We start from the raw sequence: 11,812 nt of genomic DNA, 5'->3' as shown, positions 1-11,812 counted from the left end.
TCCTCATTTCCCTGCGGCCAGCGCCCTGGCCCCGATATCGCCCCGCCGGTGCATGCCCTCGAAAGAGATCCCGTCGGCGGCCCGGTAGGCGTTCTCCACTGCCTGCTCCAGCGTGTCCCCCAAGGCGGTGACCCCCAGGACCCGGCCGCCCGCCGTCACCAGCTCTCCCTCCCGGAGAGCGGTGCCCGCGTGGTAGACCACGGCGTCCGACTCGGGGAGCTGGCCGTTCACCAGACCGGTGATGACCTTGCCCTTTTCGTAGTGTTCGGGGTAGCCGCCGGAGGCCAGCACCACACAGGCGGCGCTCCGGTGGGAGAAGGTCACGTCCACCGTGCGGAGACTGCCCTCGGTCACCGCCCGCATGACGGTGAAGAGGTCGGTCTCCAGCAGGGGAAGGACCACCTGGGTCTCGGGGTCGCCGAAACGGCAGTTGTACTCGATGACCTTGGGCCCGTCTGGGGTGAGCATCAGGCCGAAGTAGAGACAGCCCCGGAAGGTCCGGCCCTCGGCGTTCATGGCCTCCATGGTGGGCAGGAAGATGGTCTCCATGCACACCCGGGCGATCCCGGGGGTGTAATAGGGGTTGGGGGCGATGGCGCCCATGCCGCCGGTGTTGAGGCCCTGATCCCCGTCCAGCGCCCGCTTGTGGTCCATGGAGGACACCATGGGCACCAGCGTCCTGCCGTCGGTGAAGGAGAGGACGGAGACCTCGGGCCCGGTCAAAAACTCCTCGATGACCACGGTGTTTCCGGAGGCGCCGAATCTGCCGCCCACCATCATCTCCTCCACCGCTTCCAGCGCCTCTTCCCGGCTCCGGCAGATGAGCACGCCCTTCCCCAGAGCCAGACCGTCGGCCTTGACCACGATGGGCCAGCGCTGGTTCCGGGTCAGATACTCCCTGGCCGCCGAGACTTCGGTGAAGGTCTCGTACTCCGCCGTGGGGATATGATACTTTTTCATCAGATCCTTGGAAAATGCCTTGCTGGCCTCGATCCGGGCGGCGGCGGCGGTGGGGCCGAAGGCGGGGATCCCCTTGTCCGTCAGCCGGTCCACCAATCCCATGGCCAGGGGGTCGTCGGGGGCCACCACCACATAGTCCATCCCCTCCAGGCTGGCCCAGCGGGCGATGCCCTCCACATCGGTGGCGGGGATGGGGACCCGGACGGCGTCATAGCCGATGCCGCCGTTGCCCGGGGCGGCAAAAAGCTCCGTCACCTCCGGATTTTCTTTCAGCTTGCGGAGGATGGCGTGTTCCCGTCCGCCGCCGCCGACAACCAGAACTTTCATGGTATCAACACCTCTTTGGGTAAACTCACAATCAGTGGGGGCAAAATCGAAAAAGCAAACATTTTCTACAGGATCAGGGATCCAACAGGCTCAATGATGGAACAGCCGCATCCCGCAGAAGGCCATCGCCACGCCGTGGGCGTTGCAGGTCTCGATGACCTGATCGTCCCGGATGGAGCCGCCTGGCTGCACAATGGCGGTGACGCCGCTGCGGCAGGCCCGCTCCACATTGTCCCCGAAGGGGAAGAAGGCGTCCGAGCCCAGACACACCCCGGTGACAGCGTCCAGATACGCCCGTTTCTCGGCCCTGGTCAGGGGCTCGGGGCGGACGGTGAACCGGCTCTGCCACTTGCCCTCGTCCAGCACGTCGCCGCTCTCCTCGTCGGAGAGGTAGAGATCCACTGTGTTGTCTCGGTCAGCCCGGCCCAGATCAGCCCGGAAGGGCAGAGCCAGTACCTTGGGATGGTGCCGCAGCTGCCAGAGGTCGGCCTTGTTCCCGGCCAGGCGGGTGCAGTGGATCCGGCTCTGCTGCCCCGCGCCCACGCCGATGGTCTGGCCCCCCTGGGCGTAGCACACCGAGTTGGACTGGGTGTATTTGAGGGTGATGAGACACAGCAGCAGATCCCGCTTCTGCTCCCCGGTGAGGGTCTTGTTTTCGGTCACCACATTGGCCAGCAGGCTCTCGTCGATCTTGAAATCGTTCCGTCCCTGCTCGAAGGTGACGCCGAACACGTCCTTGCGCTCGATGGGCGCGGGCACGTAGGAGGGGTCGATCCGCACGATGTTGTAATTGCCCTTTTTCTTGGTCTTGAGAATGGCCAGGGCCGCGTCGGTGTAGCCGGGGGCGATCACGCCGTCGGACACCTCGTGCTGGAGAAGCCGGGCGGTGGGTTCGTCACACACATCGGACAGGGCGGCCCAGTCGCCGAAGGAGCTCATCCGGTCGGCTCCCCGGGCCCGGGCATAGGCACAGGCCAGCGGGGTGAGGGGGATCTCCCCCACAAAATACATCTGCTTGAGAGCGTCGTCCAGGGGCAGGCCCAGGGCGGCTCCGGCGGGAGAGACGTGCTTAAAAGAAGCGGCGGCAGGCAGGCCGGCGGCCTCCTTGAGTTCCTTCACCAGCTGCCAGGAGTTGAAGGCGTCCAGGAAGTTGATAAACCCCGGCTTGCCGTTGAGAACGGTGACGGGCAGTTCCCCCTCCTGCATGAAGATGCGGGCGGGCTTCTGGTTGGGGTTGCAGCCGTATTTCAGTTCCAGTTCAGTCATTTTCTCCTCCTCAAGCGTGCTTGTTGACAATGGCGGTGTCGGTCTTTCCGGTGGTCAGCTCCACCGTGCGGACGAAAAGAGAGACCTTGTTGCCCTCGTCGAGGGCGTTCCAGACCTTTTGGGCCAGCTCCTCCGCGCTCTCATCCCCGAAGGACACCCGGCGGGGCTCACCCCGGAAGGAGGGCAGCGGGTCCCCGTCTGTCTCATAGGTGCTGATGAAGTGGCCGCTCCCGGCAATGGGAGTATCATATTCGAAGAAAAAGCGCTGGCAGCAGGCGCTGTCGCCATCAGCACTCTTCAGAATGGACAGCGTGTAGCCGCCGTCCGGCCGCACTACGCCGGAGATCCGGGGGGTCCAGTTGGGCCCGTCCGGCTCAAACGCCCGGGTGCGCAGGGCGCGGACAAAGGACTGTCCGGCCCGGAAGGCGTCGGCCACCGTGTCGGTCTGGTCTCCGTTGGTGACGATGGTGGTCCCCTCCACCACCCGGACGGGGTGGTAGATGATGAGAGAGGGATCGGTCATCCTGCTCTCATCGAAGGCTCTGGTGCGGATGCCGTCCGCCGTCTCCTCGAAAATGCGGTTGCGGCTGTTCTCGCTGCGGCCCATGATAAAGTAGACCATCACCGCCCGTTTTCCGTCGGCGGACCGCCCCAGGGCAATGCCCCGGCCGGGGTAGGGGTTGCCGGATAACAGCTCAGTCAGTTGTTCCATGTCTCCCATCCTCTTCTTTCTGTACGGAATCGCTCCCCGCGGCCTCCTCCGGGGGATCCGGGGGGATCAGATCGATCATGTAAAGGGCAGCTTCCCGCAGCAGGATCACCAGGCTGGCGATCATCACGGCCCCGCCCGCGACCAGAGAGAGCTGCCCAAGGGGCCCATACAGAGCCCCAAACGTCAGGGCAGCACCAAACAAAAGCAAAAATCCGGCGGCGACCACGCCAACCAGCCGTTCCATGGTCTTCATTCGAGCTCCTCCCTCATGATAACACGCCGGCCCTCCACCGAGAGGCGCCCGGCGCAGAAGAGGGCCACGGCCCGGGGAAGGAGCTTCCACTCCGCCTCCTCCATGACCCGTTTTTGCAGACTCTCCGGGGTATCCCCCGGCAAAACCTCCACGGCCTTTTGCAGGATGATGGGCCCCTCGTCCGCCCCTTCGTTGACAAAGTGGACGGTGGCCCCGGTCACCTTGACCCCCCGCTCCAGCACCCGCTCATGGACCCTCAGCCCATAGCAGCCCCTGCCGCAGAAGGCCGGGATCAGGCTGGGATGGACATTGATGACGCGGTTTTCAAAAGCCCGGACGAAATGTTCGTCCAGAATGGACAAAAAGCCCGCCAGAACCACAAGGCCGATGTCGCGGGCCTTCAAAACCGTCAGCATGGCATCGCAGAATGCGCCGTCGTCGGGGTAATCCCTCCGGCACACCACGGCCGAGGGGACCCCCGCCTGTTTCGCCCGCTCCAGGGCGTACACCCCCGGCTTACTGGCCGCCACCAGGGCAATGCGCCCGCCGGGGAGCTCTCCCCGGGCCTCGGCGTCCAGCAGGGCCTGGAGATTGGTGCCGCCGCCCGAGACCAGAACGGCGATGTTCAGCATAGCTCCACGCCCTTCTCGCCGGCGACGATCTCGCCCATGGGGTAGGCATCTTCCCCCTCGGCACGGAGAAGGGCCAGCGCCCGGTCGGTGGCGGCGGCAGGCACCACCAGGGCCATGCCCACTCCCATGTTGAAGGTGTTGAACATGTCCCGCTCGGGGATGTTCCCCTCCCGGGCGATCAGATCAAAGAGGGGCGGCACCCGCACGGCGGAGCGGTCGATCCGGGCCCGCAGGCCGTCGGGGAGGCAGCGGGGGATGTTCTCGTAGAAGCCCCCGCCGGTGATGTGGCTGACGCCGCGGACCTCCACCGACTCCATGAGCTTCAAAACCGGCTTGACGTAGATCCGGGTGGGCGTCAAAAGCGCGGGGCCCAGTTCGCCGCCCAGCTCGGGGACCTTCCGGTGCAGGTCCTTCCCCTCCAGATCAAATACCCTGCGGACCAGGGAGAAACCGTTGGAGTGGACGCCGGTGGAGGGCAGGGCCAGAATGAGGTCCCCAGCCTGCATCCTGCCGGAATCGAGGATCTTTGCCTTGTCCACCGCACCCACGGTAAATCCCGCCAGATCGTACTCGCTCTCCGGGTAGAAGCCGGGCATCTCGGCGGTCTCGCCCCCCACCAGGGCGCAGCCCGCCTGGACGCAGCCCTCAGCCACGCCGGAGACGATGGCGGCAATGCGCTCGGGGACGTTCTTTCCGCAGGCGATGTAGTCCAGAAACACCAGCGGCCTGGCCCCGCAGGCCAGCACATCGTTGACGCACATAGCCACACAGTCGATGCCCACGGTGTCGTGCTTGTCCAGGAGAAAGGCCAGCTTCAGCTTGGTGCCCACGCCGTCGGTGCCCGAAACCAGCACAGGGTGGGGCATGTCGTGGACGTCCAGCTCGAAGAGGCCGCCGAAGCCGCCCAGTCCCCCCAGTACGCCGGGGATCATGGTACGCCTGACATGCTCCTTCATCAGCTCAACAGCCTGATAGCCCGCAGTGATGTCCACTCCGGCGGCCTTGTAGCTCTCAGAAAAACTCTTCTCCATACTCTTCTCCTCAATCTCCGGTATTTTCGGAAAACTTGGTCTCGAATCGGCTCTTGGCCCCGGGCTGGGGCGGCTCCACGGGATAGACGCCGGTAAAGCAGGCATCGCACAGTCCGGTGCAGCCCCCCTCCGGGAGCCTGGGCAGGTCCTCCACCGGCAGATAGCCCAGAGAATCCACGCCGATCATCTCCGCGATCTCCTCCACCGAGTGTTTGAAGGCGATGAGGTTTTCGCTGGAGTCGATATCCGTGCCGAAGTAACAGGGATAGCGGAAGGGAGGCGCAGACAGGCGCATGTGGACCTCGGCGGCCCCCGCTTCCCGCAGCAGCCGGACGATCTTCAGGCTGGTGGTCCCCCGGACGATGGAGTCGTCCACCAGCACAACCCGCTTGCCCCGGACGGTGGCGGCGATGGGGTTCAGCTTGATCCGCACGTCGTTTTCCCGCTGCTTCTGGTTGGGCGCAATAAAGGTGCGGCCGATGTACTTATTCTTCAAAAAGCCGATGCCGTAGGGGATGCCGCTCTGCTGAGCGTAGCCCAGGGCGGCGTCCAGTCCGGAGTCGGGAACGCCAACCACCACGTCGGCCTGTGCCGGGTGGCTGAGGGCCAGCAGGGCCCCCGCGCGCTGGCGGGCAGTGTGGACGGCGGAGCCGTCGATCACCGAATCGGGCCGGGCAAAGTAGATGTACTCAAACACGCAGAAGGAGCGCTTCGCCCCCTGACAATGGGTGCGGATGGACTCCACGCTCCCGCCGTCGGAGACCACGACCACCTCCCCCGGGTCGATGTCCCGGACAAAATGGGCTCCGATGGCGTCCAGGGCGCAGCTTTCGCTGGCGAACACCACGCTCTCCCCCAGACGGCCCATACACAGGGGCCGGAACCCCATGGGGTCCCGGGCTGCAATGAGCTTGCGGGGAGACATGATGACCAGGGAATAGGCCCCCTGAAGTTCGGACATGGCGGCCACCACCGCCTCCTGAATGGAGGGGGTCCGGAGCCGCTGGCGGGTGATGGTGTAGGCGATGACCTCGGTGTCGCTGGTGGAGTGGAAGATGGCACCCTGGAGCTCGTAGTCCCGGCGAAGCCGGGCTGCGTTGGTGAGGTTTCCGTTGTGGGCCAGCGCCATGGAGCCCTTTACATGCCGCACCACCAGAGGCTGGGCGTTGGCGGCGTTACGGGTTCCGGTGGTGGCGTAGCGGCAGTGGCCGACCGTCATTTTCCCCCGGGGCAGACGCTCCAGCACATCCCGGGCAAAGACCTCGCTGACCAACCCCACGTCCTTGTGGAGCTGGATGACGCCGTCGTCGTTGACCGCCACGCCGCAGCTCTCCTGCCCCCGGTGCTGGAGGGCATAGAGGCCGTAATAGGTGTCGGAGATGATGTCCTCGATGTCCCCGGCGTCATAGATGCCGAGAACGCCGCACTCCTCGTGGAGCTTGTCCCAGATCGGCTCCATCTTATTCCCCCAGAAGGCGCTTCATCACTTCCTGATAGGCCTCCACTTCGCCGCCCAGATCCCGGCGGAACAGATCCTTGTCCAGGTGGGCGCCGGTGGCGGCGTCCCAGAACCGACAGGTGTCGGGGCTGATCTCGTCGGCCAGAACGATGGTGCCGTCAGGCAGGCGGCCAAACTCCAGCTTGAAGTCGATGAGGTCGATGTTATAACCCTTGAGGTAGTTTTTCAGCACCTCGTTGATCTTGAGGGCGTAGCGGTCGATGGTGGCCAGCTCTTCAGCGGTGGCGGCCCCCAGCGCCAGGGCGTGGGAGTGATTGATGAGGGGATCGCCCAGGGCGTCGTCCTTATAGCTGTATTCCAGGGTGGGCTGGGCAAAACGGGTGCCCTCCTTCACGCCCAGCCGGGCGGTGAAGCTGCCGGCGGCCACGTTGCGCACGATGACCTCCAAGGGCACGATGGAAACCTTCTTCACCACAGTCTCCCGGTCGGAAAGCTGCTGAACGAAGTGGGTGGGGACTCCTTCCTTCTCCAGCATCTGCATGAGAGAGTTGGTGACCTTATTGTTCACGACACCTTTCCCCCGGATCGTGCCCCTTTTCGAGCCGTTTCCGGCGGTGGCGTCGTCCTTGTAGTCCACGATGATCAGGTTGGCGTCGTCGGTGGCGTAGACCTTCTTGGCCTTTCCCTCGTAAAGCAGCTCTCTCTTCTCCATGTTCCTCTATCTCCTTTTTTAATTGTTGGAAATGGCTTCCAGCTCTTCCTGGAGCTTGGCGTCTTTTTGCTCGATCTGGGCCTTCATCTCGGCCTTGGCCTCCGTGAGGCGTGCGGCCAATCCCTCCTCATTCACGGCGAGGATCTGGGCGGCCAGGACGGCGGCGTTTTTGGCTCCGTTGATGGCCACCGTGGCCACCGGCACCCCGGAGGGCATCTGCACCGTGGCCAGCAGGGCGTCCAGCCCGTCGGCCGCGCCCCCCTTCATGGGGATCCCGATGACGGGCAGTGTGGTGTTCCCGGCCAGCACGCCCGCCAGGTGGGCGGCCATTCCCGCGGCGGCGATGATGACGCCGAAACCATTCCCCCGGGCAGTGCGGGCAAATTCTCCCGCGGCCTCCGGGGTGCGATGGGCGCTTAGAATGTGGGCCTCGAAGGGGATCTCCCAGGCCCTGAGCTGCTGGGCCGCAGCTTTGACCACCGGCCAATCGCTGTCGCTGCCCATGATGATGGCGACTTTTTTCATGCTGTTCCTCCCGTTCCAAATAACAGAAAAAGGACATGACGCAAGTGCGTCATGTCCTTTTCACTCGTTTGAAGATTCGGCTCAGATGGGCAGACTCCGCCCCTGCACAGCAGGCAGGAACTCCGGTGACAGCCACGCTGCCGCGCCAGAACTGACTGCCGGTCATGCCCTCGCCTCCCCTTCAAAAGTTTCGTTTTAATTCCTTTTTACTATATCGGACTTCCCTCCGGATTGCAACGGAAAAACCCCGTTTTCTCCATTTTCAGAGATTCCGACAAGGTGTGCCATTAAATTTTGACTTCTTTTTTACATTTCGGCGGAGGGGCCATCCTGTCCGTTCCCGTCCGCCGCCCGCTCCAGCGGAGAAACAGCTTCTGTGCGCCGCTCCAACAGCTCCCCGGTGAGCAGAAGGATCCCGCCCGCCACGGCGGCATTCACCACGATCCCCGGCCAGGGATTCCGGAGGGAAAGCGGTGCCAAAACCCTCATCCCGGCAAAGAGAAGAAGCCGCGTTCCGGCGGTGGAACGCCGCTCCATGCCCAGGTCCATTTGCGGCGGGCATGCACAGCCCGATCACCGGAGAAACGGCGGCCAGGGCCTCTCCCCCGCCGAAAAGCACGGTGTAGGCCGCCACAAAAACCAGGATCCCCCAAAACGTCAGCGTATGGGGCAGCAGTTCTTTTCCCACCGCCACCGCCTGTTCTCTTGTCATGAAATTCTTTTCTCCCCGCCGGATTTGTCCCTTTTACTTCTAAATTCAAGAATTTTCGGGGGTCTCAAATAGTATTGTATCTGTTTTGTACACAGTGCGCCAAAACGTCAATATCGTATCAGTTAACTTGTCTTTCTTCATTTTTAATGCATTTTTTGTACAGAGAAAGAGCCTGGGATACATTTCTCAGACTCTTTTTCCCTCATTCCGTTCCGGCGAGCCTCCCGGCTCCCTCCAGAGAGCTCCGCAGGGAAAACAGCAGAGAACAGATCCAAAGCGCCGCTGCCAGATTGACCACGGCCGCACCCAGGGTCAGTCCCGCATAACGCGCCCAGGGCACCGGCAGAGAGAGTCCTGTAACCAGGAGGGTCCGCACCGTGCGAAGGCACAAAATTTTTCGCTGTTCCGGACAGCCGTACCGTCCGGCAATCTCCGCCAGGTTGGTCAGCAGCTGAAAGTGGAAGTACAGTCCCACCGCTGCGGCAATGATGCTCAATGTGATGCTGTCGAAAGGGATGCCAAACAAGGTCAGGGCCCAGAGCACCCCCTCCCAGAGCACCAGCAAGATCCCCAGCGGGCGCAGAAGCAGAGCGGAGGGCTCTCTTTCTCCAAGCATGGGGAGCACCCCCAGGATCAGGAGATAGCCCAGCCAGTTTGGCAGGATGTTCAGGCTGCCGAGATTGACGTTGACATGGAGCAGCACATAGCCCCAGGCGATCCGCTTCACGGCGCCCGCCAGTTCCTCCCGCCCCATCTCAGCCAATCTCCTCAAGAATAAAATCTTCCACCGCTTTACCGTTCCAATAGAGCCGCACGGCATAGCCCGCCGGAAGCCGGGCCAGACCATCCCTCATTTCCGCCGTGCCGCCGCTGCCGTCGGTGAGCGTCCCATCCCAGTCCGGTGTTACCACTCTGCCGCAGCCGGAGCTCCCGCCGCTTCTGCTCCAGCCGCTGTCTCCCACGTTGGCTTTTCCCGTAAACACCGGCTCATCACCCAGTGAATCCAGAGGACTGGACTCCATGGCGGCATACGTCAGTTTTTTCCGCTGCTGCAAACTTCCGCCAAAGGCATATGTTGTGTATCTGTGTTCTGTACAGTGGTCAAACGCGGCGTTTGGCTTTGGCGTCTCATCAAAAGGGGACGATCCGAACAGGCCCCAGTCGCCGCCCTCCACGGTATTATCAACGGTATAGCATGTACTGACGCACACCTCCACGCTCCCCCTTTCCCCATTTGCACGATATTTTCTCAAGATAGCGGAGGGCTCTTCCGCATACAGCAGCGCGGAGGCGTCTATGCCGGGGAAACGCTGCCGTAACCCGCGCTCCTCCACCACCCAGCCGTTCTCCCGGCGAATGATGACGGGAACGGCGACACAGCCGGCATAGGCATTTCCGTCTTTATCACACCACCGGCCCTCACCGTCCGGATTCAAAAACGCGGTCGCATAGAACACGATCAGCGCTTTATAGCTGCCGTCGTCCTGCAAATCCAGATTGCAGACCTGGTATCCGTTGTCCCGGGATAAATATTCCAGTTCATCCCCCGCGTCCAGATGGTAGGCCACCCAGTTTTCCGTTTCCACATTCTTTCGAATCTCCGCTTCGATCTCCTCATGCCTGCCCAGCGGCGACGCCGTGGCAATATAAATGCCGTTTTCATACATCAGTCCCTTGGTATAGGTGTCCAGCGCTCCGGCCACGGTGGTGCACCGCCGGATACGGGCCAGAGCCATTGCCTGCGTGAATTTCAATCCCGTATCGCGGGGGCGATAGAGACCTCCCTCATAGCTTTCCGCGGTCCCCGCCAGCACTGGGACCGCCAAAACGAAGGCGATGCACAGCGACACCAGCCCCATTCCCTTCGGATACTTCTTAAACCGCACGATTGCCGTGATCCGGCGGGCAATATTCTTCCCGCCGTTGGAAACCGAGGTGGTTCCGGGCACCCTGGGGTAGCGGTCATTGGCCATCTCCAGCAAAATGCCGCCGTATTCCCGGCGCTCCTCGCCCTCCAACCGCTCCAGCACCCGCTGGTCACAAAGGGACTCCATGTCGTTGCCGATGCGGTCAAACACCGCCTGCAAAAAGGGGTTGCACCAATGAAGCGCCCGCAGGACACACCAGAATACACTTTGCAGGGCATCCCGATGCTGAAAATGCAGCAGCTCATGGAGCAGCACTTTGTCGTCGGTCTCGGTGTCCGCGGGCAACGCCAGTACGGGGTGAAACACCCCGCACACAAAGGCGGAGGGCAGGCCCGGCACCGCCACAGTGCGGCAGGCGCGCAAAGAACATGCGGTACAGACAGACTGGATGCGTTTCCGCGTCTCCTCCGAAGCCGGACGCCCACGGCGCAGGATCCGCTTCAGCCGGAGATAAGATACCGCATACCACAGCAGCACTGCCGCCACGCCCGCGGCATATATCACAAACAGCCAGTCGGTGATGCTCCGGGGGCCGCCTTCCAGGAGGGGCACCGGCCCTTGGACGGAGGTTGCCCGGTACACTTCGGCATAGGCGGAGTCCATCGTACGTTCCACCGCCCCCTTCCATGTCTCCACCCAGAGCGGGACCGGAAGAAGCACATGCCGGGACATGGACACCGGCATCAGGATCCGCAGCGCGAGCACGCCCCAGATCCCATACTGCCAGCGAGGGGAGAGCTTATCCGCCAGCAGCTCCTTCACCACCAGCAAAAGTGCCGCCACCAGCGACACGGTCAAGGTCTGCACCAGAAATCCCCAGAGGCTCCTCATGTCAGACCTCCATGTCGTCCAGCAGCCCCCGCAGGCGCTCCCGCTCTTCCCGGGAGATGACGGTCTCCTTCAAAAAGGCCGCCACCAGATCACCGGCAGCCCCCCCATACACCCGGCTGAGCAGTTCGCCCCGCTCCTCCCGCGCGCAGTCCTCCCGATCCACCGCCGCGGAGTAGGGCTTCTCCCGGGTCCGGTCGATGGAGACAAGCCCCTTCTTCTCCATCCGGCTCAAATAGGTAAACACCGTGTTCCGGCTCCAGCCCGTCACAGGTTCCAGCTGTCGGGCCACCTCGCCCAGGGCAAACGCCTCCCCGGTCCACAGGACCTCCAGCACGGCCCACTCGCTCTCCGTCATTTTCAAAAAAAATCAGCTCCTACATATGTAGTATCAAAATCTTACACTTGTAGGAAGGCTTTGTCAAGCTCAATCACAAGGAGGGCCCCGGAGAGCGTCTGCTCTCCGG

The 11,812-nt window shown here is 62.9% G+C and carries 13 protein-coding genes; all 13 read right to left on the bottom strand.

From position 1 onward, the window contains the following. Nucleotides 1–3: 3 nt before the first annotated feature. Nucleotides 4–1,287: a phosphoribosylamine--glycine ligase gene (gene purD, locus ACQRD3_RS08650; RefSeq protein WP_427781018.1), complete on the bottom strand. Its 1,284-nt coding sequence runs from the start codon at nt 1,285–1,287 to the stop codon at nt 4–6. Nucleotides 1,288–1,377: 90 nt separating this feature from the next. Beyond that, complete coding sequence (locus ACQRD3_RS08645; protein ID WP_427781016.1) at nt 1,378–2,553, bottom strand: phosphoribosylaminoimidazolecarboxamide formyltransferase; 1,176 nt, start codon at nt 2,551–2,553, stop codon at nt 1,378–1,380. A 10-nt stretch (nt 2,554–2,563) separates the two neighbouring features. Then, the gene (locus ACQRD3_RS08640) at nt 2,564–3,265 is read right to left on the bottom strand and encodes an IMP cyclohydrolase (RefSeq protein ID WP_080907829.1); all 702 of its coding nucleotides are present in this window, start codon (nt 3,263–3,265) and stop codon (nt 2,564–2,566) included. Next, nucleotides 3,249–3,518, bottom strand: coding sequence for a hypothetical protein (locus tag ACQRD3_RS08635; protein ID WP_080907590.1), 270 nt, complete (start codon nt 3,516–3,518; stop codon nt 3,249–3,251). Before ACQRD3_RS08635 ends, ACQRD3_RS08640 begins: the two co-directional genes overlap by 17 nt. After that, nucleotides 3,515–4,150 (bottom strand): phosphoribosylglycinamide formyltransferase, encoded by a 636-nt coding sequence (gene purN, locus ACQRD3_RS08630; protein WP_080907589.1) that lies wholly within the window; start codon nt 4,148–4,150, stop codon nt 3,515–3,517. The genes ACQRD3_RS08635 and purN overlap by 4 nt, the downstream gene beginning before the upstream one ends. Continuing rightward, nucleotides 4,144–5,181 carry a phosphoribosylformylglycinamidine cyclo-ligase gene (gene purM / locus ACQRD3_RS08625; protein ID WP_427781013.1) on the bottom strand — a complete coding sequence of 346 codons (1,038 nt, stop codon included), beginning with the start codon at nt 5,179–5,181 and terminating at the stop codon, nt 4,144–4,146. Before purM ends, purN begins: the two co-directional genes overlap by 7 nt. A 10-nt stretch (nt 5,182–5,191) precedes the next feature. Then, nucleotides 5,192–6,640, bottom strand: coding sequence for an amidophosphoribosyltransferase (purF, locus tag ACQRD3_RS08620; protein WP_080907587.1), 1,449 nt, complete (start codon nt 6,638–6,640; stop codon nt 5,192–5,194). Between the two features lies 1 nt (nt 6,641). After that, on the bottom strand, nt 6,642–7,352 hold the full coding sequence (purC, locus tag ACQRD3_RS08615; protein ID WP_427781011.1) for a phosphoribosylaminoimidazolesuccinocarboxamide synthase: 711 nt from the start codon (nt 7,350–7,352) through the stop codon (nt 6,642–6,644). Between the two features lie 18 nt (nt 7,353–7,370). Continuing rightward, nucleotides 7,371–7,877 (bottom strand): 5-(carboxyamino)imidazole ribonucleotide mutase, encoded by a 507-nt coding sequence (gene purE, locus ACQRD3_RS08610; RefSeq protein WP_427781009.1) that lies wholly within the window; start codon nt 7,875–7,877, stop codon nt 7,371–7,373. A gap of 306 nt (nt 7,878–8,183) precedes the next feature. Further along, nucleotides 8,184–8,426, bottom strand: coding sequence for a hypothetical protein (locus tag ACQRD3_RS08605; RefSeq protein WP_080907584.1), 243 nt, complete (start codon nt 8,424–8,426; stop codon nt 8,184–8,186). A gap of 365 nt (nt 8,427–8,791) precedes the next feature. Further along, complete coding sequence (locus tag ACQRD3_RS08600; RefSeq protein ID WP_427781007.1) at nt 8,792–9,352, bottom strand: hypothetical protein; 561 nt, start codon at nt 9,350–9,352, stop codon at nt 8,792–8,794. Beyond that, nucleotides 9,345–11,348 (bottom strand): M56 family metallopeptidase, encoded by a 2,004-nt coding sequence (locus ACQRD3_RS08595; protein ID WP_427781005.1) that lies wholly within the window; start codon nt 11,346–11,348, stop codon nt 9,345–9,347. The genes ACQRD3_RS08600 and ACQRD3_RS08595 overlap by 8 nt, the downstream gene beginning before the upstream one ends. A 1-nt stretch (nt 11,349) precedes the next feature. Then, on the bottom strand, nt 11,350–11,703 hold the full coding sequence (locus ACQRD3_RS08590; RefSeq protein WP_198933279.1) for a BlaI/MecI/CopY family transcriptional regulator: 354 nt from the start codon (nt 11,701–11,703) through the stop codon (nt 11,350–11,352). Nucleotides 11,704–11,812 lie beyond the last annotated feature (109 nt).

The sequence above is a fragment of the Candidatus Pseudoscillospira sp. SGI.172 genome (assembly GCF_050313575.1).
In the GTDB taxonomy this organism is placed as follows: Bacteria; Bacillota; Clostridia; order Oscillospirales; family Oscillospiraceae; genus Vermiculatibacterium.
The sequence above is the reverse complement of the archived record's forward strand: the minus strand, read 5'-3'. Positions and strand labels throughout refer to the sequence as shown.

Coding starts and splice junctions, on each gene's coding strand:
- ACQRD3_RS08645 (WP_427781016.1), bottom strand. CDS start 2,553: ATGACTGAACTGGAACTGAAATACGGCTGCAACCCCAACCAGAAGCCC.
- ACQRD3_RS08640 (WP_080907829.1), bottom strand. CDS start 3,265: ATGGAACAACTGACTGAGCTGTTATCCGGCAACCCCTACCCCGGCCGG.
- purM (WP_427781013.1), bottom strand. CDS start 5,181: ATGGAGAAGAGTTTTTCTGAGAGCTACAAGGCCGCCGGAGTGGACATC.
- purC (WP_427781011.1), bottom strand. CDS start 7,352: ATGGAGAAGAGAGAGCTGCTTTACGAGGGAAAGGCCAAGAAGGTCTAC.
- ACQRD3_RS08605 (WP_080907584.1), bottom strand. CDS start 8,426: ATGGACCTGGGCATGGAGCGGCGTTCCACCGCCGGAACGCGGCTTCTT.
- ACQRD3_RS08635 (WP_080907590.1), bottom strand. CDS start 3,518: ATGAAGACCATGGAACGGCTGGTTGGCGTGGTCGCCGCCGGATTTTTG.
- purF (WP_080907587.1), bottom strand. CDS start 6,640: ATGGAGCCGATCTGGGACAAGCTCCACGAGGAGTGCGGCGTTCTCGGC.
- ACQRD3_RS08590 (WP_198933279.1), bottom strand. CDS start 11,703: ATGACGGAGAGCGAGTGGGCCGTGCTGGAGGTCCTGTGGACCGGGGAG.
- purE (WP_427781009.1), bottom strand. CDS start 7,877: ATGAAAAAAGTCGCCATCATCATGGGCAGCGACAGCGATTGGCCGGTG.
- purD (WP_427781018.1), bottom strand. CDS start 1,287: ATGAAAGTTCTGGTTGTCGGCGGCGGCGGACGGGAACACGCCATCCTC.
- ACQRD3_RS08595 (WP_427781005.1), bottom strand. CDS start 11,348: ATGAGGAGCCTCTGGGGATTTCTGGTGCAGACCTTGACCGTGTCGCTG.
- purN (WP_080907589.1), bottom strand. CDS start 4,150: ATGCTGAACATCGCCGTTCTGGTCTCGGGCGGCGGCACCAATCTCCAG.